This window comes from Moraxella caviae, assembly GCF_002014985.1.
Lineage (GTDB): Bacteria > Pseudomonadota > Gammaproteobacteria > Pseudomonadales > Moraxellaceae > Moraxella > Moraxella caviae.
On sequence record NZ_MUXU01000035.1, the window covers coordinates 64,415 to 90,547 of the forward strand.

Annotated in this window: 25 protein-coding genes and 1 pseudogene; 19 read left to right on the top strand and 7 right to left on the bottom strand. The window is 46.8% G+C overall.

Translation table 11 applies throughout. The features are described 5' to 3' along the window. Window positions 1-172: 172 nt before the first annotated feature. The 9 genes from B0181_RS05845 (at window position 173) to B0181_RS05885 (ending at window position 11,497) form a co-directional block, all read left to right on the top strand. Window positions 173-1,021 carry a phosphatidate cytidylyltransferase gene (locus B0181_RS05845; protein WP_078276572.1) on the top strand — a complete coding sequence of 283 codons (849 nt, stop codon included), beginning with the start codon at window positions 173-175 and terminating at the stop codon, window positions 1,019-1,021. 154 nt (window positions 1,022-1,175) lie between these two features. After that, window positions 1,176-2,516 (top strand): 1-deoxy-D-xylulose-5-phosphate reductoisomerase, encoded by a 1,341-nt coding sequence (dxr, locus tag B0181_RS05850; RefSeq protein ID WP_245953298.1) that lies wholly within the window; start codon window positions 1,176-1,178, stop codon window positions 2,514-2,516. Beyond that, on the top strand, window positions 2,513-3,994 hold the full coding sequence (rseP, locus tag B0181_RS05855; protein ID WP_078276573.1) for an RIP metalloprotease RseP: 1,482 nt from the start codon (window positions 2,513-2,515) through the stop codon (window positions 3,992-3,994). The genes dxr and rseP overlap by 4 nt, the downstream gene beginning before the upstream one ends. A gap of 452 nt (window positions 3,995-4,446) precedes the next feature. Continuing rightward, window positions 4,447-6,921, top strand: coding sequence for an outer membrane protein assembly factor BamA (gene bamA / locus B0181_RS05860; RefSeq protein ID WP_078276574.1), 2,475 nt, complete (start codon window positions 4,447-4,449; stop codon window positions 6,919-6,921). Continuing rightward, window positions 6,921-7,943 (top strand): UDP-3-O-(3-hydroxymyristoyl)glucosamine N-acyltransferase, encoded by a 1,023-nt coding sequence (gene lpxD / locus B0181_RS05865; RefSeq protein ID WP_078276575.1) that lies wholly within the window; start codon window positions 6,921-6,923, stop codon window positions 7,941-7,943. The genes bamA and lpxD overlap by 1 nt, the downstream gene beginning before the upstream one ends. A 228-nt stretch (window positions 7,944-8,171) precedes the next feature. Then, window positions 8,172-8,699, top strand: coding sequence for a 3-hydroxyacyl-ACP dehydratase FabZ (gene fabZ / locus B0181_RS05870; protein WP_078276599.1), 528 nt, complete (start codon window positions 8,172-8,174; stop codon window positions 8,697-8,699). Window positions 8,700-8,718: 19 nt separating this feature from the next. After that, window positions 8,719-9,492, top strand: a complete 774-nt coding sequence (gene lpxA / locus B0181_RS05875; protein ID WP_078276576.1) for an acyl-ACP--UDP-N-acetylglucosamine O-acyltransferase — start codon at window positions 8,719-8,721, stop codon at window positions 9,490-9,492. 375 nt (window positions 9,493-9,867) lie between these two features. After that, a complete protein-coding gene (locus tag B0181_RS05880; protein WP_078276577.1) occupies window positions 9,868-11,376 on the top strand; it encodes a sodium-dependent transporter in 1,509 nt (502 codons plus the stop codon). After that, a complete protein-coding gene (locus B0181_RS05885; RefSeq protein WP_078276578.1) occupies window positions 11,369-11,497 on the top strand; it encodes a methionine/alanine import family NSS transporter small subunit in 129 nt (42 codons plus the stop codon). The genes B0181_RS05880 and B0181_RS05885 overlap by 8 nt, the downstream gene beginning before the upstream one ends. Before the next feature lie 303 nt (window positions 11,498-11,800). Here B0181_RS05885 and B0181_RS05890 read toward each other — a convergent pair whose 3' ends face one another. Together B0181_RS05890 and tgt are read right to left on the bottom strand one after the other, a co-directional pair. Continuing rightward, a complete protein-coding gene (locus tag B0181_RS05890) occupies window positions 11,801-12,013 on the bottom strand; it encodes a hypothetical protein (protein WP_078276579.1) in 213 nt (70 codons plus the stop codon). 15 nt (window positions 12,014-12,028) lie between these two features. Further along, on the bottom strand, window positions 12,029-13,186 hold the full coding sequence (gene tgt, locus B0181_RS05895; RefSeq protein WP_078276580.1) for a tRNA guanosine(34) transglycosylase Tgt: 1,158 nt from the start codon (window positions 13,184-13,186) through the stop codon (window positions 12,029-12,031). Window positions 13,187-13,471: 285 nt separating this feature from the next. Between tgt and vapB the strand changes: the two genes are divergently transcribed. Together vapB and vapC are read left to right on the top strand one after the other, a co-directional pair. Next, the gene (gene vapB, locus B0181_RS05900) at window positions 13,472-13,708 is read left to right on the top strand and encodes a type II toxin-antitoxin system VapB family antitoxin (protein WP_078276581.1); all 237 of its coding nucleotides are present in this window, start codon (window positions 13,472-13,474) and stop codon (window positions 13,706-13,708) included. 73 nt (window positions 13,709-13,781) lie between these two features. Then, window positions 13,782-14,186 (top strand): type II toxin-antitoxin system tRNA(fMet)-specific endonuclease VapC, encoded by a 405-nt coding sequence (gene vapC, locus B0181_RS05905; protein ID WP_078276582.1) that lies wholly within the window; start codon window positions 13,782-13,784, stop codon window positions 14,184-14,186. A gap of 66 nt (window positions 14,187-14,252) precedes the next feature. Here the strand turns inward: vapC and queA are convergent, their stop codons facing one another. Next, window positions 14,253-15,341 (bottom strand): tRNA preQ1(34) S-adenosylmethionine ribosyltransferase-isomerase QueA, encoded by a 1,089-nt coding sequence (gene queA / locus B0181_RS05910; RefSeq protein WP_078276583.1) that lies wholly within the window; start codon window positions 15,339-15,341, stop codon window positions 14,253-14,255. Between the two features lie 395 nt (window positions 15,342-15,736). Between queA and B0181_RS05915 the strand changes: the two genes are divergently transcribed. The 5 genes from B0181_RS05915 (at window position 15,737) to B0181_RS05935 (ending at window position 21,598) form a co-directional block, all read left to right on the top strand. Beyond that, window positions 15,737-16,984 carry an NnrS family protein gene (locus tag B0181_RS05915; protein ID WP_078276584.1) on the top strand — a complete coding sequence of 416 codons (1,248 nt, stop codon included), beginning with the start codon at window positions 15,737-15,739 and terminating at the stop codon, window positions 16,982-16,984. Window positions 16,985-17,057: 73 nt separating this feature from the next. Next, a complete protein-coding gene (apbC, locus tag B0181_RS05920; RefSeq protein WP_078276585.1) occupies window positions 17,058-18,260 on the top strand; it encodes an iron-sulfur cluster carrier protein ApbC in 1,203 nt (400 codons plus the stop codon). A 349-nt stretch (window positions 18,261-18,609) separates the two neighbouring features. Beyond that, window positions 18,610-19,686, top strand: coding sequence for a uroporphyrinogen decarboxylase (hemE, locus tag B0181_RS05925; protein WP_078276586.1), 1,077 nt, complete (start codon window positions 18,610-18,612; stop codon window positions 19,684-19,686). A gap of 174 nt (window positions 19,687-19,860) precedes the next feature. Then, window positions 19,861-20,682 carry an enoyl-ACP reductase FabI gene (locus B0181_RS05930; RefSeq protein WP_078276587.1) on the top strand — a complete coding sequence of 274 codons (822 nt, stop codon included), beginning with the start codon at window positions 19,861-19,863 and terminating at the stop codon, window positions 20,680-20,682. Between the two features lie 199 nt (window positions 20,683-20,881). Continuing rightward, window positions 20,882-21,598: a YoaK family protein gene (locus B0181_RS05935; protein ID WP_078276588.1), complete on the top strand. Its 717-nt coding sequence runs from the start codon at window positions 20,882-20,884 to the stop codon at window positions 21,596-21,598. A 51-nt stretch (window positions 21,599-21,649) separates the two neighbouring features. Here B0181_RS05935 and B0181_RS05940 read toward each other — a convergent pair whose 3' ends face one another. Then, entirely contained in the window at window positions 21,650-21,997 is a 348-nt protein-coding gene (locus B0181_RS05940) for a helix-turn-helix domain-containing protein (protein ID WP_078276589.1), read from the bottom strand. Between the two features lie 123 nt (window positions 21,998-22,120). Here B0181_RS05940 and B0181_RS05945 point away from each other — a divergent pair, with 123 nt between their 5' ends. Next, a complete protein-coding gene (locus B0181_RS05945) occupies window positions 22,121-22,339 on the top strand; it encodes a hypothetical protein (RefSeq protein ID WP_078276590.1) in 219 nt (72 codons plus the stop codon). 88 nt (window positions 22,340-22,427) lie between these two features. Beyond that, entirely contained in the window at window positions 22,428-22,721 is a 294-nt protein-coding gene (locus tag B0181_RS05950; protein ID WP_078276591.1) for a hypothetical protein, read from the top strand. 52 nt (window positions 22,722-22,773) lie between these two features. Here B0181_RS05950 and B0181_RS05955 read toward each other — a convergent pair whose 3' ends face one another. Together B0181_RS05955 and lipB are read right to left on the bottom strand one after the other, a co-directional pair. Further along, a complete protein-coding gene (locus B0181_RS05955; protein ID WP_078276592.1) occupies window positions 22,774-23,307 on the bottom strand; it encodes an inorganic diphosphatase in 534 nt (177 codons plus the stop codon). 108 nt (window positions 23,308-23,415) lie between these two features. Next, entirely contained in the window at window positions 23,416-24,057 is a 642-nt protein-coding gene (gene lipB, locus B0181_RS05960; RefSeq protein WP_242620086.1) for a lipoyl(octanoyl) transferase LipB, read from the bottom strand. 542 nt (window positions 24,058-24,599) lie between these two features. On the opposite strand from lipB, the gene pncB reads away from it, so the two are divergent. Beyond that, entirely contained in the window at window positions 24,600-25,808 is a 1,209-nt protein-coding gene (gene pncB / locus B0181_RS05965; protein ID WP_078276593.1) for a nicotinate phosphoribosyltransferase, read from the top strand. Between the two features lie 228 nt (window positions 25,809-26,036). Here the strand turns inward: pncB and B0181_RS11890 are convergent. Then, window positions 26,037-26,133 (bottom strand): annotated as a pseudogene (locus B0181_RS11890) (IS1595 family transposase); the annotation flags it as partial.

Here is a 26,133-nt window from a genome sequence, read left to right on the forward strand (position 1 = left end):
ATTTGCCAGAGAAAATCAATCGCTGTAACAAAGGTGGTTTTCGCACAAAGGGCAGTCTTCACAAAACCGCAAAACCAAATCATCAAAAACGCCAAACATCATAAAATCAATCACCAGCACATCAAATTTAGCCAGTCAATTTCAACCATCAACCCAACCAACAGGAGCGACCATGTGGCAACGCATTAAAACCGCGATCGTACTGATTGCCATTGTAGGCTTTGCGCTATTTGCCAGCACATTGCCGATTTTCGTGCTGCCGCTTTTGGCTGCTGGTGTGTTGATTGCGGCGCACGAATGGACGAAGCTCATGCCAAAATGGCGTGAGCCTGCGCAGTTTATCGTGGTGGTGCTGATTGTAACGATGGCGTCTATTTTTGTGCCGATGACGTGGGCGATTTGGTGGGCGCTGAGTCTTGTGATTTGGGTGATGGCGACAGGCTGGGTGCTGCAATATCCTGCCAAAGAAAAATGGTACGGCAAGCGTTTGGTATACATGGGCGGCGTGATTTTGACGGCTGCCATCACCGCCATGTACGGGCTGTGGCAGATGTCGCCTTGGTGGCTGATGTATGTGTTTTTGTTGGTGTGGTGTGCAGACAGCGGCGCGTATTTTGTCGGCCGTAAATTTGGCAAGCGTAAACTTGCACCAAACGTCTCACCAAATAAAAGCATTGAAGGCTTGGTGGGTGGTGTGGCAACTGCTGGCGTGGTGGCGTGGCTTGTGGGCGATTATCTGCAATTATCAGGCACAGCGCTGGCGTGGTTCTTGCTTTTGTCTGCCATCACCGTCATGGCAAGCGTGCTGGGCGATTTGTTTGAATCTATGCTTAAGCGCCGCGCAGGCATCAAAGATTCTGGCACGATTTTGCCGGGGCATGGCGGCGTACTGGATCGCATTGATTCGCTTTTGTCTGCCACGCCTGTCTTTGCGCTTGGGTTTTTGATTTTATTAGAAATGGGCGTGTTTACTGAAGTGTGGATTAAGCTGCATTTGGCGAATTTATCGCAGATTTTGTGATGATGGTTGTAGCGTCAAACCGTGCTTTGATGGTAAATTGGCTGATTGGATTGTCAAGTTTGCGATTTGATTTTAAAACTTGATTTTAAGACTTTGCTATAAAGATTTTGTTTTAAAAAATTGTTTTTAAGTTTTTGGATTTTTGAGAATTTTCATGAATGACACCGCCCTCCCAAACGCTTTGCCAGATTTAAATTGTGATGATTTGGCGGTGCAAAACCTTGCCGTGCTGGGGGCGACCGGCTCAATCGGTGATAGTACGCTGGCTTTGGTGCGTGCCCATCGTGAGCGTTTTTGTGTGGTGGGTTTGTCTGGTTTTGGGCAGCTGGATAAGCTGTTTGCGTTGTGCCAAGAATTTCGTCCGCAGATGGTGGCAGTGCCAGAAAATAAGGCGGCAGAATTTGATGAGCGTTTGCAGGCGGCAGGGCTTGATACTAGGGTGTTAAGCGGCAGTGATGGGCTTGATGTTTTGGCAAGTGCGCCGCAGGTGGATACGGTGGTGGCAGCGATTGTGGGGGCGGCAGGTCTGTCGTCCACGCTAAGCGCTGCCAAGGCTGGCAAGAAAATTTTGCTTGCCAATAAAGAATCTTTGGTGATGGCTGGGCATTTGGTGATGGCGGCAGCACGCACGCATGGGGCGGTGATTTTGCCCATTGACAGCGAGCATAACGCCATTTTTCAGTGCTTGCCGCCAGCGGTGCAAGCGGACAATAAAGCCATTCACCGTGCGGATTTGGGTGTAAAACAGCTGTGGCTGACGGCTTCTGGCGGTGGATTTTTGCGCAAAACTTATGCGCAAATGGCGGCTGCCACTGCCGAACAAGCGGTCAATCACCCAAATTGGTCTATGGGCAAAAAGATTTCCATCGACTCGGCAACCATGATGAATAAAGGGCTTGAGCTGATTGAAGCCTGCCATTTGTTTGATTTGCCAGAGCATCAAGTGCAAATCGTGATTCACCCAAACAGTGTGGTGCATTCTTTGGTGGAATATGTGGACGGCTCGCTGCTGGCTGAGCTTGGCACGCCTGATATGCGCACGCCCATCGCTCATGCGCTAAGTTTTCCTAGTCGCATGACAGCTGATGTCAAGCCGCTGAACCTTTTTGAGCTTGCCAGCTTAGAATTCATCAAGCCAGATGAGCAAAAGTTTTTAAGCCTTGTGCTGGCACGTTTTGCTGCCAAGTGTGGCACAGGTGCGTGCATTACGCTAAATGCTGCCAATGAAGTGGCGGTGCAGGCGTTTTTGGATGGACGCATTCGCCTGACGGACATTGCGCAGGTGGTGGGACGCTGTTTGATTGCGCCAGAAGTGAGCGCGCATTTTGATGATGAATTTGCCGATTTGCCAAGTATTATGGCGATGGACAGCAAGGTGCGCACAGTCGCAAGTACGATGATTGATGGCTTTGAAAATGCGTCTTTTGATGATTTACAAAAGAACGATTTTGAGCAGGCGTTTGAGCGTATTTATAGTAAGGAAGCAGCGCAATGACGGCTTTACAGTGGATTTTGGCGGCGCTTTGTGTGCTGACACCGCTGGTGGCATTGCACGAATGGGGGCATTATATTGTCGCTAGAATGTGTGGCGTCAAGGTTTTGACGTATTCTATCGGCTTTGGCAAGCGACTGTTTGGCTGGACAAGCCCAAAAACAGGCATTGAATATAAAGTGTGCGCCATTCCTTTGGGTGGCTATGTGCGCATGCTGGACGAAAGAGAAGGCGATGTGCCAGCTGATGAACAGCACAAAGCATTTAACCGTCAGCATCCGCTCAAGAAAATTGCCATCGTGGCGGCAGGCCCTGCGATGAATTTATTGATTGCAGTGGCGCTGTTTTTTGTGCTGTTTATGACGCCAAGCGAGCAGCTGAACACACGCATTGGTGTGATTGCGCCAGAGTCGCCAGCAGCGGCAAGTACGCTTGTGGCGGGTGAGAAAATCATCGCCATTGACGGCAGGGCGGTGCAAACGTGGGAAGCGGTGAATTATGCGCTGGCAGATCGTATGGGCGAGACAGGCGAAATCACCATCACCACCGAGACGGCAAATGATTTAGTGGCAAGCGATTGGGCAGCAAAGGATATAAAAGCCGAACCATCAAGCACTGGCACATCACCAGACACAATTTCAAAAGACGTAATTTTAAAATCTGAGCAAGCTGCAAGCCAAACCACGCACCGCATCGCCGTTCATGAGTTTATGCAGGGCGAGCAAAAGGGCATGGGCGCACTAGAAAGTCTTGGCGTGCTGCCGTTTCAGCCTGTGATTAAGCCTGTTATCGGTAAAGTGGTGCCTGAAGGTGCGGCTGATTTGATGGGGTTAAAAGCTGGCGATGAAGTGCTGGCGATTGATGATAAGAAGATCACCCATTGGCTAGAAGCAGCCACCATCATTCGCAGCAACCCTGAAACCATGCTAAAATTTTTGGTGCTGCGTGATGGGCGTGAAATCAGCCTTGATGTCATGCCGCAAGGCGTCAAAAACGGCAGCGAGCGCATCGGGCAGATTGGCGTGCGTGTGGCGTATGATGGTGAGTCGGCAGTGCCAAGCGAATACCGCATGACGGTAAGCCATACGCCAAAAGAAGCGATGGTGCGTGCTTTTGAGCGAACTTATCAGCTGACCGCCACGACTTTTGCGTCCATTGGCAAGATGATTACAGGCATGATTGGCTTGGATAATTTATCAGGCCCAATCACCATCGCCGAAGTGTCCAAGACCAGCTTTGAAATCGGCTGGCAGCAGGTGCTGTCCACGGCGGCAATCATCAGCTTGTCCTTGGCGGTGATGAATTTATTGCCCATTCCTGTGCTGGATGGCGGGCATTTGCTGTTTTATTTGTATGAGCTGATTTTTCGTAAACCCATCAGCGAGCGTGTGCAGATGGCTGGCATCAGACTTGGCATGAGCTTACTTTTGTGCTTTATGGTGCTGGCGATTGTCAATGACGTGCTGCGTTTGTTTGGCTAAGATGATTTGCTTGAACTTATAAGGTTTTGCCTAAAGTGCTTTAATTGATTTTAACTTAAAAGCAGTCTGCTGCAAGACCTTTAAATGATTTTATAAACGATTTGCCAGACGGTTTTGGCAAAAATGTTAAGCGAATATTAACACGCTGCGAAAATTTTTGCGCAATTACGGTGTTTTTGTGATAAATTAAGAACAAATCGCATTTTAGCACTTGCCAAAATTGCCGTTTTCGCTTACCTTAGCACACCAAAGTGTGCGATGAATTTGCCAGCGTTACTCGGTTGTGGTATTTTGTGTGGATTTGTTCTTAGGTGTTTGCCTTGCTATGATAAAAATATGCAGGCAAACACACCGCTAAATTCAGCCAAATTTCACCAAAACGCAATCAGACTGGCAAGCCGTAAAATTGCAAACTAAAAAATTGTAAACTAACAAAAAAACTGGAAGTAATTATGTCAAAGCCTAATTTTTCTCGCTTTGTAACCACAAGCATTGCCGCTTCGGTGATGATGATTATGGCAACGCAAGCGCGTGCAGAATCCTTTGTGGTGAATGACCTTGCTATTTCTGGCTTGCAGCGAGTAACGGTTGAGAGCTTGCAAACCATCTTGCCGATTCGCATGGGGCAAAGCGTGAGCGACAGCGAGCTTGCCGACAGCATTCGTGCGCTGTACGCCACTGGGCAATTTTCTAATGTGCAAGCGGACGTGCGTGGCGATCAGCTGGTGTTTTTTGTTACCGAGCGTCCGACCATTGCTGAGATTAACTTTGAAGGCAATCGACTGATTCCAAAAGACGGCTTAACTGAAGGTCTTAAGGCGACAGGGCTTGAAGTGGGCGGTGTGCTGAAGCAATCCACTGTACACATCATTGAAACCGAGCTAAAAAACCAATACATCTCACAAGGCTATTACAACAGCGACATCAAGGTCAAACAAACCGAGCTTGATGGCAACCGCGTAAAGCTGGATATTGAGTTTATTGAAGGTAAGGCCGCTAAAATCGTGGATATTAATATCATTGGCAACCATTATTTTAGCGATGACGACATTAAAAGCGAGCTTGCCATCAAAGACAGCAACTTGAACCCTTTGTCCAAAAAAGACCGCTACACCCAAGAAAAATTCAACGCCAGCCTTGAAGGGCTAAAAGCCAAATACCAAAACGAAGGCTTTGTGCGCTTTAAAATTGACAATTCTGCGCTGAACATTGACGAAGATAAGAATAAAGTCTTTGTGGAGATTGCTGTAGATGAAGGCGAGCGTTATCAATTTGGCGACGTGCGCTTTTTGGGTAAGACCACTTATGATGATGACGCTTTGTCTGAGCTGATTACTTTTAAGGCAGGCGAGAGCTATTCGCAAGCCAAATTGGACGAAGCGACCGCAAACATCACCAATAAATTTGGCGATGATGGCTATTATTATGCGCAAATTCGCCCAATTTCGCACATTGATGACGCCAATCGTACGGTGAATGTGGATTATTATATTGACCCTGTGCGTCCTGTGTATGTGCGCCGTATCAATTTTAGCGGCAACATCAAGACCAAAGATGAAGTCATGCGCCGTGAAATGCGCCAGCTGGAAGGTGCGCTGGCTTCCAACCAAAAAATTCAGCTGTCGCGTGCGCGCTTGATGCGCACTGGCTTTTTTAAGGACGTAAAAGTTGAAACGCGTGCTGTGCCAAATTCGCCAGACCAAATTGATCTAAACTTCATTGTTGAAGAGCAGCCGTCTGGTTCATCGACGTTGGCGGCAGGTTATTCGCAGTCGGGCGGTATCACCTTCCAAGTGGATTTGTCGCAAAACAACTTCATGGGTACAGGCAACCGAGTAACCGCAGGCTTCACACGTTCGGAGACGCGTGAGTCTTATAGCCTTGGCATGACCAATCCGTTCTTTACCGAAAATGGCGTATCGCAAAGCGTGAATGCTTATCACCGTAAAACCAAATACGACAGCAAAAACATCTCAAACTATGTGCTGGACTCGTACGGTGCAACGCTCAGCTATGGCTATCCGATTAACGAAAATCAGCGCATCAGCGGTGGCTTGAACTTTGATAACACCAAAGTGCGTGGCGGCCCTTATATGGGCATTGCCAATGTTAAGCAGCTTTTGGACGATGGTGGCAAGGGTGATTATACGCCTATTTATAATGAAAACGGCGACATCACTGGCACAGACCCAAGTTTTGAAAAAGACTACACCACTTATAATGCCATCTTGGGCTGGAACTATTCAAGCCTTGACCGCCCAGTATTCCCAACGAAAGGCATGAGCCATGAAGTGGATTTGACCTTAGGCTTTGGTGATAGAACCTTCCAAAAAGTGAATTATCGTGGTAATGCCTATTTCCCACTGTGGAAAGGCACGATTTTACGCGGCTGGACGAAACTTGGCTACGGCAACGACTTGCCGTTTTATGAAAACTTCTACGCTGGTGGTTATGGCTCAGTGCGTGGCTATGACGCATCAAGCCTAGGCCCAAGATCAGCAGCGTATGCGGCAGCTCGTTCAGGATTTGCGCAGCGTGGCGAGAAAGTGGGCGGTAATGCGCTGGCGAGCTTTGGTGCGGAGCTGATTTTGCCAATGCCGTTTAAAGGCGATTGGGCAGATCAGGTGCGTCCTGTGATTTTCTTTGACGCAGGTCAAGTCTTTGACACCACAGGCAGAGACAAAGAAACGGTCAATATTCCAGCATTGACAGGCGATGTTGGTGCAAGACAGCATTCTAACGGTGCGCTTTCTGTAGAAAATTATCCGCTGCTTTCTACCGATAATGAGCTGCGCTACAGTGCGGGCGTGGGCGCAACGTGGTACACGCCGATTGGCCCGATTTCTATCAGCTATGCCAAGCCATTGAACAAAAAAGCAGGCGACCAAACCGAAAACATTCAGTTCCAGATTGGTAGCGTATTCTGATGGTAACTTTATCTGAATTGATTGGTGCTATTGAGTGCGTGCAGCCTGTATTAAATAAAGCGGTGCTTGATGGCGTGAGTGTGTCCGTCCAAAAAGTGATGACGCTAGAAAAGGCGGACGCTGACGCTGTGGCGTTTTTATCACACGCTAAGTACGCCAAAGATTTGCCAAATACAAGTGCAGGCGTGGTGCTGATCAGTGAAAAAATCGCAAACGCCCATCAAGACGCTGCGCCTGCTGGCACGGTGCTTATCATTGTCAAAGATGCGTATTTGGCGCACGCCAGTATCAGCACGCTTTTTGCTAAGCGTGCGCCTGATGGCATTCATCAGACAGCCGTGATTGCACCATCAGCCAAGCTTGGCGCTGATGTGTCGGTGGGTGCGTATGCGGTGATTGGTGAGCGTGCGGTGATTGGCGCTGGCTCGCACATTGGCAGTCATGCGGTAATTGGTGATGATGTGGTGATAGGCGAGCAATGCCATATTGCAGCGCACGCGGTGATTGCGCATGACTGTGTGCTGGGCGATGATGTGCGTGTGCATAGTCATGCCAGTATCGGCTCAGAAGGGTTTGGTTTTGCGCCAAAAATGAGCGAAAACAGCGTGGCGTGGCAGCGCATTGCTCAGCTGGGACGTGTGGTGATTGGTAATCATGTGCGCATTGGTAGTAATACTTGCGTGGATCGTGGTGCGGTAGAAGATACGCAGATTGCCGATAACGTCATCATTGATAATTTGGTGCAAATCGCTCATAATGTACAGATTGGCGCAGGCACGGCAATCGCTGCCAAAGCAGGCATTGCAGGCAGCACAGTGATTGGCAAAAACTGTATCGTTGGCGGTGCGGTGGGCATGAACGGACATTTGCACATTGCCGATGGCGTTACGTTCACAGGCATGGCGATGGTAACAAGCTCCATCACCGAAGCGGGCGTGTACTCATCAGGTACGCCAGCCATGCCGTCTATGCAGTGGCGCAGAGCGGCGGTGAAATTTCGTCAAATGGGCGAAAAACACTAAAGCAAAGACGAAAAGTAAAATGCTAAACTAAGCATGGATTTGACTTTTGAAAGTCTGATGGGCGTTTGTTTTAAACATCTTTAGACGATGATTAAAACATCATAAGTTAATTTGATTTATCAAGACTTAATCACCCAATCCATCATTTTATACCACATTTAAATTTATACCACATTTAAAGTTGAAACAGGCGCAAAGCCGAAAACAACGATGACGCAGGCAAAACACATGACTCATTCATTGATTGATTATGATTTATTAAGCAGCGAAGATTTGGCAGGCTTAGAAGCGCGCAAGGTAACGCTGCCTTTAAAATACGACCAGCTCAAGCATTACTTGCCGCATCGTTATCCGTTCATGCTGATTGACCGTGTTACGGCTTGCTCGCCAGAAAACTGGATTACAGGCATCAAAAACATCACCATCAACGAAGAGCTGTTTAACGGGCATTTTCCTGACAATCCAATCATGCCGGGTGTGCTGATGGTAGAAGCGATGGCACAGATCTCAGGCGTGCTGGCGTTCATCAGCGCAGGACAAACTGGCGAAGATGGCTATCTGTACCTGTTCGCAGGCGTGGATAAAGTGCGCTTCAAAAAACTGGTAACGCCGGGCGATCAGCTGGTGATTCGCTCAAAAGCCATCATGAATAAGCGTGATATTTATAAGTTTAGTTGCAGCGCTCATGTGGATGGGCAGTTGGCGTGCAGCGCAGAGATTATGATTGCGCGCCAAAAAGTGAGCGACATTGCGTGATTGACGGCAAGGAGTAAGTATGAATATTCACCCAACCGCCATCATTGACGACAGCGCCCACATTGACGATACCGCTGTGATTGGGCCGTATTGTATCGTGGGTAAAAACAGCCGAATCGGTGCGCACACGGTACTACATCGCCACGTCATCGTAGGTGAAAATACCACCATCGGCAAGCATAACGAGATTTATCAATTTGCCAGCGTGGGCGAAAATCCGCAGGATTTAAAATACGCAGGCGAAGAAACCTATCTACACATCGGTGATTATAACCGCATTCGTGAGTCTTGCACTTTTCATCGTGGCACCGCCCAAGACCAAAGCATCACTAAAATCGGCAGCCATAACTTATTCATGGTGAATACGCACATTGCGCACGATTGTGTGGTGGGCAATCATAACGTGCTTGCCAATAACGTGGGCGTGGCAGGGCATAGCCACATCGGCAATCACGTCATCATCGGAGGACAATCTGGCATTCATCAGTTTTGCCGTATTGATGATTACAGCATGATTGGCGGCGCAAGTCTGATTTTAAAGGACGTGGCGGCTTTTGTAACAGTGTCTGGCAATCCTGCCAAGGCGCACGGCTTAAATAAAGAAGGTATGCGCCGCAAAGGCTGGAGTGCTGAGACGATTAAGACGCTGGACGAAGCGTATCGTGTGATTTTCCGTTTGGGATTATTGCGTGATGAAGCGCTGGCGAAATTACAAGAATTGCTTGCTACTGAGCCAAAAGTGCAGCTGCTGATTGATTCTTTGAATAACAGTAAGCGTGGTTTGATTCGTTGATTGACGTTAAAAAACCATCAACGAAGCCCATCGTGAATAACGGTGGGTTTTTTGTTTGTGCGTAAATTTTTAGACGTATGCTTTTAATTGAAAAAATCTGCCAATCAGGCGATGAAAAATTTTGTCAATAAAGGTTGTTGAGATGTTACACAAATATTGATTTGCTGTAAAGAATTTGCTAAGATACATTCAAGGCAAGGAAAAATTTTAGGATTTTTCAAAACCCATAGCGATTTGTTATGGGTTTTTTAGAATTTAGGAATACTTGCCAAGAGTGTTGTTTGTGTCCGTTTGCCATATTGGTATGCTGGCACAGATTTGATTTTGCAAATGCTTTAGGAATTTGCATTTGCGTTATTTATTAAGGAGGGCAACATGGCAGGACAACGTGAGAGTTGGTCAGCACGCTCTGGTTTTATTTTGGCGGCCGTAGGTTCGGCTGTAGGTTTGGGGAATATTTGGCGTTTCCCTTATGTATCGTACGAAAACGGCGGCGGTGCATTCTTTATTCCGTATTTGGTTGCGTTGGTGGCGGCAGGTTTTCCGCTGTTGTTCCTTGACTACGTGTCAGGTCAAAAGTACCGTGGCGCGCCACCGACAGCGTATCGCCGCATGATTAAATCCCAAGAAATCGTGGGCTGGTGGCAAGTTTTGGTGTGCAGTATCATCGGTATTTACTATGCTGGCGTGCTAAGCTGGGCAGGTCAATACACCATTTACGCCTTTAACCAAGCGTGGGGCGAAGACACCGAAGGCTTTTTCTTTAACCATTACCTACAAAACGGCTCTGGGTTAGATTTCACTTTCGTGCCGCATTTGTTTGTGGGCGTGCTTTTGGTGTGGATTGTCGCGCTGTTTATCATGTATGGCGGTATTCGCCGCGGTGTTGAGCTTGCCAACAAGATTTTTATTCCGCTGTTGGTGGTGATGTTTGGCGTGATGGTATTCCAAGCGGTGCGCTTGCCGGGTGCGGTAGAAGGTCTAAACGCCTTTTTCACGCCAAACTGGGAAGCCATGAAAAACCCAAGCGTTTGGCTTGCGGCATTTGGCCATGTGTTTTTCTCTATGTCCATCGGCTTTGGCATCATGGTAACTTACGCGTCATATCTGCGTAAAAACGCCAACTTGACAGGCTCTGGCTTGGTGGTAGGTTTTGCCAACTCATCTTTTGAAATCCTAGCGGGTATCGGTATTTTCTCGGTGCTGGGCTTTATGGCGGCTGCGTCTGGCAAGCCTGTGGCAGAAGTGGTGTCAGGCGGTATCGGTCTTGCGTTCATCGCTTTCCCGAAAATCATCTCATCAATGGGTGATGCTGGTACCATCATTGGCGTACTGTTTTTTGCATCTTTGACCGTGGCAGGTATCACGTCAATGGCAAGTATCATTCAAGTGCCAATCTCGGCAATGGAAGATAAATTCGGCTGGTCGCACAAAAAATCTGTAGCCATCGTGGGCGGTGTGTCTGCGCTGATTTCATTGGTGCTGTTCTCAACCAAAACATCGATTACGTTCGTTGATGTGATTGACCATTTCGCCAATAACATCGGCGTGGTTGTGGGTGCGATTTTGTCTATCATTTGGGTAACTTGGTTTAACCGTCCTGTGCTGAATAAGCTGATTCGCCACATCAATGCCATTTCAAGTTTCAAAGTGGGCACTGGCTGGGCGTTTATGCTGACTGTCATTACGCCAATTTCACTGATTGCGGCATTGGTATTGAGCCTAAAATCACTACTGACCGAAGGTTATGGCGGTTATGATTTTGTAACGCAGCTGGTGTTTGGCTGGGGCGTGGTCGCTATTTTTGCCTTTGGCGCATTGCTACTGACCAAGGCGCGCGGCGTTGATGCACATGGCGAACAAAAAGGAGAGTATCATGAATAGTACCGCAGTAACAATCATGGTGATTGCTATGTTGGCGATTTGGGGTGGTCTTGTGCTGTCGTCCATTCACCTGATGAAAAATCCTGACATTGACATGGACAAAGTGCCAAGTGATGACTGATGATGAAATTGCCGACAGTTTGGCAATTCATAAAAACAAAAACACGCTATCAAATGATGGCGTGTTTTTTATGAAAGCAAGGTTTTAAAGCGGTCAATCTACAAATTGGGCTTGATAAAAATCAAAAGGGATTAAAATTGGCTTTTAAAAGGTTGGGTTGTTTGCACCAACTAAGTCTACGGATTGACCCAGCTTGCAAATTTTATCACGCATCATCATCGTGATAAAAATCTTTCGCCTTATAAAGCAGCACCAACAAAGACGCATAGCAAAAGATGCTAATCAAGCACAAAAACATAAAATTCACCGCCAAGCGTTCGCTGCTTGCCAGTGGATCGCCTTCAAAAAACGCCGCAGGATTGCCCCAAAAAATGTAATTGATGGCGATTTGTGTAAAAACCCCAAAAGGCAGATTTTGGTGATAAGACGCTCGATGTGTGCTGGGTGCTTGCGCACAATGTACAGACCAGCAGCAAAAACCGCCACATACACCGCCAAAGAAATGCCATAAATCATAACTAATTCTCCGTTTTAGTGGGCGTTTTTATCATAGGCTGGCACGTCTATGCCCCATCTGCCATAAAATTCGCTGACAAATTCGTCAAATTTGCCTTGCTCGATGCTGCTGCGAATATCTGCCATCAGACGCTGGTAGTAGTGCAGATTATGAATGGTGGCAAGCTGTGCCGAGAGCATTTCGCCACATTTGTGCAGATGATATAGGTACGCACGGCTGAAATTTTGGCAGGTGTAGCAGTCGCAATGCTCATCAAGCGGTGCGTGGTCGGTGCGGTATTGACTGTTTTTGATGCGCACCACGCCTTTATTTTCGGTGCTGCCTGTCACAAAATAATGCCCGTTGCGTGCGTTGCGTGTTGGCATGACGCAATCAAACATATCCACGCCACGGCGCACCGCTTCTACGATGTCGGCAGGTTTGCCCACGCCCATCAAATAGCGTGGCTTGTCCGCTGGCATGGCTTTTGGTAGGTAATTTAGCACGCCAATCATCTCATCTTTTGGCTCGCCCACCGACAGACCGCCAATCGCATAGCCATCAAACGGCATGGCAAGCAAGCCTTCTAATGACTGCATACGCAAATCTTTATACATACTGCCTTGCACAATACCAAATAGGGCGTTTTTATTGCCAAGTTTGTGATGCTCATCAAGGCAGCGTTGCCCCCAGCGCAAAGACAGCTCCAAGGATTTTTGCGCTTCTAGGTGCGTGGCAGGATAAGGCGTGCATTCGTCAAACTGCATGACGATGTCAGAATTGAGCGTGTGCTGAATTTGCATGGAAGTTTCTGGCGATAAAAATACCTTCGCACCATCTACAGGCGAGCGAAACGCCACGCCTTCTTCGCTGATTTTACGCATGGCGCCAAGGCTAAACACCTGAAAACCGCCTGAATCGGTGAGCATGGGTTTATCCCAGCCGATGAATTGGTGCAAGCCGCCAAATTCACGAATCACTTCCATGCCGGGACGCAGCCACAGATGAAAAGTGTTGCCCAAGATGATGTCTGCGCCAATGCCGTGAATGTCGCGCGGCAGCATACCTTTGACCGTGCCATAAGTCCCCACAGGCATAAAAGCAGGGGTTTGCACATCGCCATGTGCCAGATGAACCGTGCCACGTCGTGCGTGGTTGTTGCCGTTGTCGGTGTTGTGTAGAGTGAATTTCATAAGTTTGAATGAATGTGATAAGTTTGGGGAAATTATAGCATTTTTGGGCGTGGTTTGCGATAGAGTAGCTGGGTTTACCGATGCTTTGTGGCGATGATTGTAAAAATTGTGCTGAATTTTTAGATTTTTGTGGTTTAAACAGTAGGATATTTTAAGATTGTGGTGGTAATTATTGACAGTTGTTGGTGAAATGTATATAGTTATGCTATATATTTGTTCTAAGTTTTAGAGTTTTAAGTTTTACGGCTGGGCAATATTATCAACTACATCAAGGGGTAAAAAATTATGTCGTACGCCAGTGTTTTTATGAATAATCGCACGCAGTCGGTGCGCATTCCAGCCGATATGCGTTTTGCTGATCACGTCAAGCAAGTGATGATTCGCAAAGTAGGCAATGAGCGCATTTTAAGTCCTGTGGACGGCGTGTGGGATTCTTTCTTTTTGTCCGATGAGCGTGTGAGTGATGATTTTATGGTGGATAAAGCGTCTGCCAAACCAAGCGAGCGCTTGACTTTTGATTAAAGGCGTTTGACAAAACGACGCTCAATTCAATCGCGCTTGATGAAACAATGCTTGATTAAAAGTGGGAATTACCATGCTGACGTTTATGCTTGATACAAATACCGCCATTTTTGTGATTAAAGAGCGTCCATTATCTGCGCTCAATAAGTTCAACCAATACGCCAGCCGCATTTGTATCAGTAGCATTTCGGTGTCTGAGCTGTATTTTGGTGTGTATAACAGCCAGCACGTTGAGAAAAATTTGCGCCAAGTGGACGATTTTTTGTCACGGCTGACGGTGCTGGATTATACGCCAGCTGTGAGTGAGCATTATGGCGATATTTACGCTGCACTTAAAAAACAAGGCTGTCTAATCAGCGAAAATGACACGCACATTGCAGCGCACGCCAGAAGTCAGGGGTTGATTTTGGTGACGGATAACCAAGCTGAATTTAGCCGAGTCGATGGCCTTAGGACGGTTAATTGGGTGGTGCGCTGACTTGCTTTTCTATCTTAGCCTGATGTTTTGTCAGGCTTTATTATCTTAAATGGATTTAATCCAAACTTATGCCATCTCGCCACCACATTTATCCAAAAGCATCGCATCGCCATAGCTAAAAAAGCGGTATTGATGGGCGATGGCGTGCTGATAGGCGTGGCGAATGGTTGTCGTGCCAGCAAAGGCGGATACCAGCATGAGCAGCGTGGATTTTGGCAAATGAAAATTGGTGATGAGTCTGTCCACCACGCCAAATTGATAAGGCGGATAAATGAAAATCTGCGTATCGCCTGCAAATTCGGCAAGTTTACCGTCTTTGCGGTGTAAGTGCGCGGTTTCTAGGACGCGTGTAACAGTCGTGCCAACGGCGATGATTTTGCCGCCGCGCGCTTTGGTGGCGTTGATTTTATCGGCAGTCGCTTGGGGCAGGTGCGCAAACTCTGCGTGCATGACGTGCTGGCTGACATCGTCCGTCTTGACAGGGGCGAAAGTGCCTGCGCCAACGTGCAGCGTTACAAAAGCGGTGTCCACGCCCTTATCTTTCAAAGCATTTAGCGTGGCGTCATCAAAATGCAGACTTGCGGTCGGTGCGGCAACGCTTGCGGTTTTCTTCGGGTCGTGAAAGATGGTTTGGTAGCGTTCGTCATCTTGAGTGTCGGCGGCACGGTCAAAATAAGGCGGAATCGGCAATTCGCCAAATCTCTCCAAATCCGCCAAAATCGGTGCGTCAAATTGTAAAACAAATAAATTTTGCGCACGCTCCAGCATGGTGGCGCGCATATTACCATCTGCCAAACTCACACTTTGCCCAGCTTTTAGCGCACGGCTTGCCTTGATGTGGCAAATGGCGATGTGCTTTTGTGGGTCAATAATGCGCTCAATCAGCACTTCCACCGCACCGCCAGTTTCTTTTTTGCCAAATAAGCGTGCCTTCATGACTTTGGTGTCGTTCATCACCAGCAAATCGCCAGCGTTTAGTAGTTTTGGCAAGTCGGCAAATTGGCAGTCTGTCAGCGCACCATTTGCCACGCACAGCAGCCGAGAAGCTGAGCGGGTGTCTAGCGGATGTGTGGCGATTAAATTTTCTGGCAATTCATAATCATAATCGCTGAGCAAAATTGGCGTGTGGGCAGGCGTTTGGGTTTGTGCGTTCATGGCGGATAATTGTAAGATGGACTGGTAAAATAAGGAAAATCAATCGCCTATTCTATCAAAATTTTGCAATTTTCTCTATAATGTGCTCATTTATCCAAAAGTTGCATTTTATAAAGGCGTAAGATTTGCCAAAGTTGGCAATGACAGGCGATTTTAGCGCATCTTTATCATTTTTGGTGCGTGATTGATTGGTTGCAAATCTGAATCAAAAAGCGTATGATGAACGCATAAAACATATATTTTAAATATATGTTTAGACAAGAAACCGCTTAATGGCTAAAAATTGCTTGTAAATTTGACAAATAAAACCAACCAAAAACCGCTTTCAAACCATTTTAAAAATTAACAAAATATTGATACAAAAACATTAACACTTTGATAATACTGGAAAAATTATGCTCATGAACATTCAAAATACCGCCAAACGCCCCACATCGCCACACCCAATATTAAATTTGGGTTTTCGTGTGTTTTTTGTGGGTTCTGCTGTTTTTGCCATCGTCAGCATGGTGCTGTGGCTTGCGATTTTGCAGGGTTTTGCACCTTTTAAAGGGGCGGTCAGTCCGTATTATTGGCATGGGCATGAGATGATTTTTGGCTATGCGCTGGCGGTGATTGCAGGCTTTTTATTGACGGCGGTCAAGACGTGGACAGGGCAGAGTATGCCTTATGGTTGGCGACTGCTGGCGATTTTTGTGCCGTGGGCGCTGGCTAGAATCGTGTGGCTGGGATTGCACGCTACGCCAAGCACTGCCATGCTGGTGGCAGCTTTGGTGCTGGATTTGCTGTTTTGGGGTTTGACAAGCTATGCGGTGGTGCGCGCGGTGTGGTTGGCACGCCAAAAACGCCAAATCGGCATAGTGGCAAAATTGGTGTTGCTGTTTTTGGCGCAGGCAGCGTTTTTTATGGGTGTGTTCACACAGTCTTTGCCGCTGCAGCAAGGCGCGCTGTATTTTGCGCTGCTTTTGGTGATTGGTGTGGTGTTTACCATCGGTCGCCGTGTGTTGCCGTTTTTTATCACCAAAGGCGTGAGCGTGGATAATACAGGCAAGCCAAATGGTATCACGCTTGAGCAAAAAAATTCGGACATTTTAGACAGGGCAAGTCTGATTGGCTTGGCGGGGCTTTTGGTGTTTGATGTGTTTGTGCGCTTGCCAATGGTGGCGGCGGTGTTTGCGCTGATTTGTGCGCTTGCCAATGTATTGCGCCTAAAAAACTGGTATCACGCAGGTATTTGGCAAAAGCCTTTGCTGTGGTCGTTGTATTTGGGTTTTGTGGGCATGGTGGCAAGCCTGATTTTGCTTGCGGTGTATCCATTCGTGGACAGTGCGCTAAACTTGCATAGCCTTGCGCTGCATGGTCTTGCGCTGTTTGGCATTGGGCTGATGACGGTGGCGATGATGGCGCGCGTGTCGCTTGGGCATACAGGGCGTAATATCCATCAGCCGCCAAAAACTGTGAGCGCGATTTTCTTATTGATGATTGGCGCAGGGCTTGTGCGTGTGCTGCTGCCGATGTTTGGCGGTGAATATTTGACGTGGATTTTGGTGTCGCAAGTGCTGTGGATTGTCAGTTTTGCGCTGTTTTGTGTGTCTTATGTGGGCATTTTAAGTAAGCCGCGCACGGACGGATTGTTTGGCTAAGTTGGCAAAAAGTGCTATTATTCAGCTGTAAATGCGATTATTTGGCTATAAATCAAAACAATAAGTGAAAACCATGTTTAATTTATTTAAGAAAAAACCCACCATCAGCATGACTGACGTGGATAAAACGCTCAAAGATTTTACGGTGTTTGGTAAGCCGCTGGGCGAGTTTATCGTTGATAAGGCGCTTGATGGCGATGTGCTGAATTTGGCGCTGCGTGTGCATAAAGACGCCAATCGTGCTGAGATTGACAAGCTGTATCAAGACTTGCAAGCACGCCTGCATTTATTAGGTGTGGCGCAGATTAACGTAGATGTGCGCCTAAGCGATGCCGTGCCAGCACCAGCGAGTGCTTCTGCGCAAGTGTTTGACCCAAAAGATAAGTCAAAACCACAAGCCAAACCAAGCACCGATAAAACCGATAAAATCCCCACACAAGCTGACAGCGAACCTACCAAAAAAGCCCCAACGCAGGCAAGTCTTGCACCGCACCCACGCATTCGCCACATCATCGTTGTGGCGTCTGGCAAGGGCGGTGTGGGCAAATCCACCACGACCGTCAATTTGGCGCTGGCTTTACAAAAACTTGGCAAGCGTGTGGGCATTTTAGATGCGGACATTTACGGGCCGTCCATTCCTGATATGCTGGGCGTGGCAGGCGTGAAACCGCAAGTAGAAAATGATCAATTCGTGCCGATTGATGCGCACGGTATTGCCATGCTGTCTATTGGTAGCTTGCTTGATGGCGAGAGTACGCCTGTGGCGTGGCGGGGCATTAAGGCGACTGGCGCGCTCATGCAGCTGTACAACCAAACCAACTGGCCGCAACTGGATTATTTGGTGGTGGATATGCCGCCGGGGACGGGCGATGTGCAGCTGACATTGGCGCAGCGCATTCCTGTAACGGGTGCGGTGATTGTTACCACGCCGCAGCACATTGCGCTTTTGGACGCACAAAAAGGCATGGAGATGTTTATCAAAACGCAAATCCCTGTGCTTGGCGTGGTGGAAAATATGGCGTTGCATACTTGTTCAAATTGTGGTCATACCGAAGCGATTTTTGGCGCAGATGGCGGCGACAAACTGGCGCAAGCCTACCAAGTGCCGCTGCTTGGGCAGTTGCCACTGGCGGCAGGCATTCGCAAGCAAATGGACGCAGGCACGCCAAGTGTGCTGGCGGATGACGATTTTGCTAAGCATTATCTTGCCATCGCTCAAAATGTTGAGAAAAACATCGGCAAATTTGACAAAGGTGCTGGCAATCGGATTTTTTAAGCTGGCTTGAACGCACTTGAATTAGCAAGTGCGTTTTTATTTGGTGGTTTGGTTTTGTCGCTTGGCAAATTTGACCAGATTTGGTGATATTTAATAAAACTTAAAACGCATTGTTTGGCGAAACAAATGCCAGCTTGTCATCTTAACAGCCACAAAGTAGCAAAAATATGCTAAAATGGCAAGCATTTGCACCTTGCTATCTTGGCAATGTGCCAAGTTTAGATTTTGGGCTCAAAAACTGTGATGGTTTGACAAGCTCACCACGAACAATTTTTCTAACTTGGCATATTTTTAAACCATCCAGATTTATCAATTTTCACATTCATTAACTTATATTTTGGGGAATATTATGGCGGCAACTTTTCCTACGCTAAAAAATGACCGTTTGCTGCGTGCGCTGCGTTTTGAGCCTGTGGACACCACGCCTGTGTGGATGATGCGCCAAGCAGGGCGATATTTGCCAGAATATAAGGCAACGCGCGCTGAAGCGGGGGATTTTTTAAGCCTGTGTAAAGACACCGCTCGTGCCACAGAAGTAACCTTGCAGCCTTTGCGCCGTTTTGAGCTGGATGCGGCAATTTTGTTCAGCGATATTTTGACCGTGCCTGATGCGCTGGGTTTGGGACTGTATTTTGAGACTGGCGAAGGCCCGCGCTTTGCCAAGACGGTGCGCACCGAAGCCGACATCGCCAATCTACCAAAGCTAAACATGGCGGATTTAAGCTATGTGACGGACGCAGTAACAAGCATTCGCCATGCGCTTGGTGGTGCGGTACCGCTGTTTGGTTTTAGTGGCAGTCCTTGGACACTGGCGACTTATATGATTGAAGGTGGTGGCAGCCGTGATTATCGCCACGCCAAGCAAATGATGTACGCCACGCCAGAGCTGCTACACGCTTTGCTTGGTAAGCTGACCGAAGCGGTGATTGAGTATTTAGACGCACAAATCAAAGCAGGCGCGCAGCTGGTGCAAGTCTTTGACAGCTGGGGCGGTGCGCTGGGACATCGTCAATTTGCCGAATTTAGCCACGCTTATAACCGCCAAATCGCTGCCGAACTAAAAGTGCGCCACCCTGACGTGCCTGTGGTGCTGTTCACCAAAGGCGGTGGATTGTGGCTGGACATTCAAGCTGACAGCGATGCAGACGCACTAGGCTGTGATTGGACAATGCCGCTGGATAAAGCACGCCAAATTCTGGGTGCGACCAAAGCCATTCAAGGCAATCTTGACCCTGCAACGCTGTACGGCACGCCACAAGCCATTCAAGCTGCCACCACGCAAATGCTGACGGACGTATACCAAAACGGTATCCGCACAGGCTATGTGGCAAACTTTGGGCATGGTATCACGCAGTGGGCAAATCCAGAACACGCCAAAATCTTTGTGGATTCGGTGCATGAATTTGATTTGTCTAAAGTGGTTTAAAGCGCTTATTTGATAAATGACTAATGATGGATATTGGCAACTAAAACGGTTTACAGTTGTACAAAAATTCCCATTCATAAAAATTTCATGCTATAATACAAGCGTTCACTTAAAAACAAGGCAAATCAAGCTGTCAAATCAGCTTTTGTCATCATAAATCATAGGATTATCATTATGTTATTAAAAGGTCAACGCTTTGTGGTAACGGGCATTGCCAGCAAACTTTCTATCGCATGGGCGATTGCCGAAAGTCTACACCGTGAAGGCGCAGAGCTGATTTTGACGTACCCAAACGACAAAATCAAAAAACGTGTGGATATGGCTGCCGAAGCGTTCAACGCCACTGCTGTGATTGAATGTGATGTGTCGTCTGATGAGTCCATCACCGCGTGCTTTGATGAGGTGGCACGCATTTGGGGGCAAGGCGATGATCGTGGCGTAAACGGCATTGTACACGCCATCGGTTTTGCGCCAGCAGACCAGCTGGACGGTGATTTCACGAGCGCCACCACGCGTGAAGGCTCAGCAATCGCTCACGATGTGAGTGCGTACAGCTTTGTGGCGCTTGCCAAGGCAGGACGTGAGCTTTTGGCGGCGCGCCGTGGCTCAATGCTGACTTTGACCTATGAAGGCAGCATTTCGGTATTGCCAAATTACAACGTCATGGGCATGGCAAAAGCAAGCCTTGAAGCGTCTGTGCGCTATTTGGCAAGCTCATTGGGCGGCGAAGGCATTCGTGTCAATGCCATTTCGGCAGGCCCGATTCGCACTTTGGCGGCGTCAGGCATTAAATCATTCCGTAAAATGCTGGACGTGAGTGAGAAAATCGCGCCACTACAACGCAACGTCAGCCAAGAAGAAGTTGGTAACGCAGCATTATTCTTGCTGTCGCCATGGGCAAGTGGCATCACAGGCGAGATTTTGTTTGTGGATGCAGGCTTTAATACCGTTGCCATCAGCGAGCAAATCATGGCAATGGCTGGCGATGACGAATAATTACCACGCCTAGCACGTCAGAAAAGCAGACCGCTTACGATGTTCGTGAGCGGTTTTTTATTCGTGCTTGATAAACCGTGAGTAAAATGGCTGGGTGGTGTTTTGATGATGTGATTTCATGATGTGATTTGACAAGTGCGCTTTTCTTTTTGCTGTAAAATCGTTACAATAGAATTTTATTGTGTGAATTTTTGTAAAAATGGCTGATAAAATTCCAACTTGGGTGCTGTGCGGTGCGGTGGTGCTGGCGTTTTGTGCAGGGATTTTGAACACGACCGCATTGATGGGGTTTACGCACATTTCGGCATCGCACGTTACAGGCAATGTCAGTTCGCTTGTGGTGTCGTTTTTGAGCGATGATTGGGTGAATTTTAAGCTGTTTTTGATTTCCATCGCGTCTTTTTGGTTGGGTTCGGTGCTAAGTGGCATGATTATTGGTGCAAGCGAGCTGAACATCAATCGCAATTATGGCTATGCGATGTACCTAGAATTTGTGCTTTTGGGCGCAAGTTTACTGCTGTATTTGCAGGACAATTATTTTGGGCAAATGATGATTGCCATGGCGTGCGGACTGCAAAATTCCATGGTAACGACTTATGGCGGCACGGTGGTGCGCACCACGCATTTGACGGGTACGACTTCTGATTTAGGGGCGACGGTCGGGCATTGGCTGGTGGGGCGTAAGGTGGATAAAAATAAGGTGATTTTACACAGTGCGCTGTGGTGGGGATTTTTAATCGGTGGTTTTGTGGCGGTGGTGCTGTATGCCAAGTTTGGCTATCTTTCCATGCTTTTGCCGATGACGGTGATTTTGTGCGCGGCGATTGGCTATCAGCGTTTTGGCAAGTGGTTTGTGTATTCTGAGCGGCTTGTGCGCGCTAAAGCCATGCGTAAATATCGTAAGAAAAAGTATTGAGTAAAGCAGCAAGCAAATAACCCTAAGGCGAATAGACTTGGGGTTATTTGTTTAAGGGGTGTTATGTTTGTTTGTGAAAGCCTTAATAAAATCAATCAAAACTAATTTTTGTACGACTGTTAAATCTTGCCAATGTCTGTCAAGCTCATCATTATTCCACGAAGCTTTTTTCATACAATCGGTAAAAAAGTAACTGATCGGTGTTTGTAGAAAATTGGCAATATCCACCAAATGAGCAACGTTAATTTTATTTGTGCCACGCTCATAACGTGATAGTTGCTGCTGAGAAATGCCTATCATCTCTGACAACTTGTCTGCAGAATATCCTTTTTCTTTGCGTTTTGACTGAATGCGCTTGCCAATTAGTTCATCTACTTTGGCAGCAGGAGGTTTTGGCATTTTGACACCTTTGTTAAGTACACTTTTATGGATTATTTTTCCTTATTTTTACGCTTGATAAAATATCTTTTATAATGTAAAATTATTAAAATTTACTCTTTTATAGACTTTTAAGGATTTTTTATGTCAAATTCTAACAATGCTAAAGATGGGCTTTCTTCTTTTGTTGCAGTTATTTTTACGATAGCTTTATGGGGGGTTCAGGCGTTTTTGGGTTTTCTTATGCCGATTTATGCCATTATTAAAGACGTGCAAAACGGCAAAATAATGTGGGCGATTGCTGATATTGTTTTGTTTGTGCCAGTTGGTACGGTGCGTGGTTTGATGTACCTATTTTCTTAGGGAGTGTGTAGTGAGATTTTTAGTTGTTGGCATTTTGGCTGTATGCTTATTAGGCTGTGAACATAGCGGGACACATTCAGAACCAAGAATGCTTACTGATGATGAGGCGGTCGCTTATCTTAACCAAATAAGTGATAGTGAAATAAAGCAGATGGTTAAGGAAAAGACGATTGAAGATTGTATTGGTCGCTTTCAGCATCAAATGCCCAATGCAAGGAGTGCGTGCAATTGTGTAATGGATAAGGTGTTTGCACAGCTATCGGCTGAAGAATTGAGAATTTGGCTTTTGCCAAAAGGAAGTGTTCAATTAAGTATTGCAAATGAATCTCTTGAGAATTCTCAAGCAGCAATGATGCAGGCTGCCCACGATTGTGGTTATTAGCTTTAATAAAAAATACACCCTTGGTTTAGGGTGTATTTTTTGTATTTGAAATTTAGACTTTTTCAACCCAGCGTTTTTGACTTTCTTTGATGACTTTTTTCGCTTCTTCAGCGTCAAAGAAACCTTCCACTTTGGTAGTGCCTGCTTTTTTTAGGTCTTTGTAGTGATTGAAGTGGAATTCAAGCTGCTTGATTAGTTGTTTTGGCAAATCATCAAGGCTATTGTACGCGTTGCCGTTGTTGCGGTCGTCCGCTGGTACAACGATAACTTTATCGTCCACTTCGCCATCGTCCACAAATTTCATCACGCCAATCACTTTGGCTTTTAGGAAAATGCCAGTGGTCAAAGGTTGGTCGGTGATGATTAGTGCGTCCAGCTCATCGCCGTCTTCGTCTAGCGTTTGCGGAATGAAGCCGTAGTTGCAAGGCTTGGCGAAAGCCACAGGCTCAACACGGTCAAGCTCAAAGCACGCCAATTCACGGTTCCACTCGATTTTATGGTTTGAGCCAGTTGGGATTTCTACCACAACGTTAATTTCGCCGCCGTCCACGTCGCCTGCGTCTAGGATTTTGTTAAAATCTGCCATAAGATGCTCCGATTTTGGTTTGTTTAAATAAAGGTTTAAGTTTAAATGAAGATTTGATAAAGCGGTTTGTAAAAACTGTAAAAACCGTCCGATGTCGCCATTGTAATATCAAATCGTGCGAAGTGCAATCTGTCCTTTATGCCGCATTTGAATATTTTGTGCAAATTTGCGAATAAATTCGTGCGTTTGTTCGGCTTGAAATTTGCCAAAACTGCTCAATTTCACCATCTGCATACCTGCATAGCCGCACGGATTGATGGCGTTAAAGGCGGATAAATCATTGGTAAGGTTAATCGCCACGCCATGATAACTAAAGCCTTGCTTGATTTTAAAACCCAGACTTGCAATCTTGCCCAGCATATCGCCATCGGTGTTATAAATGTATACTCCGGGTGCGTCTCGGCGGGCTTTGGCGATGAGCGTGTCTGGCAGATATTCGCCCACCACATCTTCAATCGCTTGCTCGGCATGGCTCACCAAATCACGCACGCCCAAACCAAGCGCGTGTAAATCAAACAGCCAATACGCCACAAGCTGCCCTGTACCGTGCCATGTTACTTGTCCGCCGCGGTCAGTTTTAATAATGGGCGTGCCAGTTTGGTATAAAATATGCTCTTGTTTGCCTGCTTGCCCAAGCGTGTACACGTCTTGATGCTCCACCAGCCACAGCTCATCAGGCGTGGTGTGTGTATTTTTGGCGGCGGCTTGGGCGGTTTTATCGTCAATGCGTGCCAAAATGCGTGCCAGCATGGCGTCGTGTGTGGCGTTGTACTCGGCATTTGGGTGAATACTGGTGTGCAGATTTTCCCATTGCAAGTCAGTCAAATCAAGGCTTGGTAAATCCAAAGAAATGGCAGAAGTGGTGTGTGTCATGATAAATTTTATTTATAGATAATAAAAACAGCGTCAATATGTCTAAAAAATACGCCCAAAATCAGCAGGCAAATCAAACAAACGCTTTTATGCTTGCTATTTTACGCCAATTTTATCCATTTGCCAAAGGAAATTCACCACTGTGGGTTTATTGCGGATTTTCATATCGGTAATTCTGGTATTTATCTTGGTGTTGTCTTGGTTTAATCCAAAGCAGTTGGCAAACTTTTTTGTAACCAAATGCCCAAAGCTAATGCAAAATTACCAAAAGTTGGGTATGATAGGCAATTTAGCCAGCGTTTATGCTGCGCCATCGTTTTAAACTTAGTATTGTTTAAACCCAGCATTGTTTAAATTTATCATCATTTGAAATTGATTTGCCAAAAAATGGCAAACGCATTTATAGGGCAACGCCTGTCATGCCAAGCACCACGCCAATCATCACAAGCCTTTTGGATAACGATCTGTATAAATTCACCATGCTGCAAGCCATGCTGCACCAGTTTCCGCAGACGCACGGTGTGTATCGTTTTCGCTGCCGCAACAACGAACAGACCGCTTATCCGCTGGCGGACATTCGTGCAGATTTAGAAGCGCAGCTTGATTTGTTGTGCGAGCTGACTTTTCGCCAAGATGAGCTGGATTATTTGCGTGGCTTGCGTTTTATTAAGTCTGATTTTGTAGATTATTTAGAGTTATTTCAACTAAAACGCCGCTTTATCAAGGTGTCTGTTGATGATGAAAACCGCCTAAACATCGCCATTGAAGGGCCGATGATTCAGGCGATGTTCTTTGAAATCTTTGTGCTGGCGATTGTCAATGAGCTGTATTATCAACGACTTGCCGACAGCGGAGCGCTTGACGAAGGACAAAAACGCCTTGATGAAAAAGTGCAAATCATCAAACATTTTGAATCCTTGCAAGACGTGAATAATCCTTTTGCGGTGGCGGATTTTGGCACACGCAGACGCTACAGTAAGGCGTGGCATTATCATGTGGTGCGCACGCTTGCTGGCAGCTATCCGAGCATTTTTCGTGGTACGTCAAACGTGTATCTTGCCAAAGAGCTTGGCATTACGCCGATTGGCACGATGGCGCATGAGTTTATGCAGGCGTTTCAGGCGCTGGACGTGCGCTTGCGAGACAGTCAAAAGGCGGCGCTGGAGTGCTGGGTGCGTGAATATCGTGGCGATTTGGGCATTGCGCTGACGGACGTGGTGGGCATGGACGCGTTTTTGCGTGATTTTGATTTGTACTTTGCCAAGCTGTTTGATGGATTGCGCCATGACAGCGGTGATCCGTACGAGTGGGGTGAAAAGGCGATTGCGCATTATAAAAAGCTGAAAATTGACCCAAAAACTAAGAGTCTGACGTTTAGCGATGGCTTAACGCTACAAAAAGCGTGGGATTTGCACCAATATTTTAAAGACCGTATTAAGACGGGTTTTGGCATTGGCACAAACCTAACCAACGACATGGGACTAACGCAGCTAAACATCGTGCTAAAGCTGGTAGAATGTAACGGTCAGCCAGTCGCCAAGCTGTCCGACAGCCCCGGCAAGACCATGATTCAAGACGACACTTATTTGGCGTATTTACGGCAGGTGTTTGGGATTTTAAGTGAGTAGCGCTTGAATTTTGCTATTTGGATTGTTATAATGTAAACGTAGTCGCAGTGTGGTATAAATAGTTACGCCTAGGCATGGTACGACAAATACTGCGATAATCGTAAACTTACTGTAAGTAAGTTGCCACTAGGTGCCACACTTTGATTTTTAAAGCCCTTATCAAATAAGGGCTTTTGTTTTGGATAAAATTCATGCGCACATTGATATAGGGGCTGTACTAGATTAACCCTAAATTTCACACCATTTTCTTAAAGTTTTTAGCTTTTGTGATGGTGTGCCGTAATTAAATCTAAATTCGCATTCTTTGATAAAAAGATGGAAGTTT

Bases quoted from the DNA above. Each gene is read 5' to 3' on its own strand.
- B0181_RS05845 (WP_078276572.1), top strand. From the start codon at position 173: ATGTGGCAACGCATTAAAACCGCGATCGTACTGATTGCCATTGTAGGC.
- dxr (WP_245953298.1), top strand. From the start codon at position 1,176: ATGAATGACACCGCCCTCCCAAACGCTTTGCCAGATTTAAATTGTGAT.
- rseP (WP_078276573.1), top strand. From the start codon at position 2,513: ATGACGGCTTTACAGTGGATTTTGGCGGCGCTTTGTGTGCTGACACCG.
- bamA (WP_078276574.1), top strand. From the start codon at position 4,447: ATGTCAAAGCCTAATTTTTCTCGCTTTGTAACCACAAGCATTGCCGCT.
- lpxD (WP_078276575.1), top strand. From the start codon at position 6,921: ATGGTAACTTTATCTGAATTGATTGGTGCTATTGAGTGCGTGCAGCCT.
- fabZ (WP_078276599.1), top strand. From the start codon at position 8,172: ATGACTCATTCATTGATTGATTATGATTTATTAAGCAGCGAAGATTTG.
- lpxA (WP_078276576.1), top strand. From the start codon at position 8,719: ATGAATATTCACCCAACCGCCATCATTGACGACAGCGCCCACATTGAC.
- B0181_RS05880 (WP_078276577.1), top strand. From the start codon at position 9,868: ATGGCAGGACAACGTGAGAGTTGGTCAGCACGCTCTGGTTTTATTTTG.
- B0181_RS05885 (WP_078276578.1), top strand. From the start codon at position 11,369: ATGAATAGTACCGCAGTAACAATCATGGTGATTGCTATGTTGGCGATT.
- B0181_RS05890 (WP_078276579.1), bottom strand. From the start codon at position 12,013: ATGATTTATGGCATTTCTTTGGCGGTGTATGTGGCGGTTTTTGCTGCT.
- tgt (WP_078276580.1), bottom strand. From the start codon at position 13,186: ATGAAATTCACTCTACACAACACCGACAACGGCAACAACCACGCACGA.
- vapB (WP_078276581.1), top strand. From the start codon at position 13,472: ATGTCGTACGCCAGTGTTTTTATGAATAATCGCACGCAGTCGGTGCGC.
- vapC (WP_078276582.1), top strand. From the start codon at position 13,782: ATGCTGACGTTTATGCTTGATACAAATACCGCCATTTTTGTGATTAAA.
- queA (WP_078276583.1), bottom strand. From the start codon at position 15,341: ATGAACGCACAAACCCAAACGCCTGCCCACACGCCAATTTTGCTCAGC.
- B0181_RS05915 (WP_078276584.1), top strand. From the start codon at position 15,737: ATGCTCATGAACATTCAAAATACCGCCAAACGCCCCACATCGCCACAC.
- apbC (WP_078276585.1), top strand. From the start codon at position 17,058: ATGTTTAATTTATTTAAGAAAAAACCCACCATCAGCATGACTGACGTG.
- hemE (WP_078276586.1), top strand. From the start codon at position 18,610: ATGGCGGCAACTTTTCCTACGCTAAAAAATGACCGTTTGCTGCGTGCG.
- B0181_RS05930 (WP_078276587.1), top strand. From the start codon at position 19,861: ATGTTATTAAAAGGTCAACGCTTTGTGGTAACGGGCATTGCCAGCAAA.
- B0181_RS05935 (WP_078276588.1), top strand. From the start codon at position 20,882: ATGGCTGATAAAATTCCAACTTGGGTGCTGTGCGGTGCGGTGGTGCTG.
- B0181_RS05940 (WP_078276589.1), bottom strand. From the start codon at position 21,997: ATGCCAAAACCTCCTGCTGCCAAAGTAGATGAACTAATTGGCAAGCGC.
- B0181_RS05945 (WP_078276590.1), top strand. From the start codon at position 22,121: ATGTCAAATTCTAACAATGCTAAAGATGGGCTTTCTTCTTTTGTTGCA.
- B0181_RS05950 (WP_078276591.1), top strand. From the start codon at position 22,428: ATGCTTACTGATGATGAGGCGGTCGCTTATCTTAACCAAATAAGTGAT.
- B0181_RS05955 (WP_078276592.1), bottom strand. From the start codon at position 23,307: ATGGCAGATTTTAACAAAATCCTAGACGCAGGCGACGTGGACGGCGGC.
- lipB (WP_242620086.1), bottom strand. From the start codon at position 24,057: ATGCTGGCACGCATTTTGGCACGCATTGACGATAAAACCGCCCAAGCC.
- pncB (WP_078276593.1), top strand. From the start codon at position 24,600: ATGCCAAGCACCACGCCAATCATCACAAGCCTTTTGGATAACGATCTG.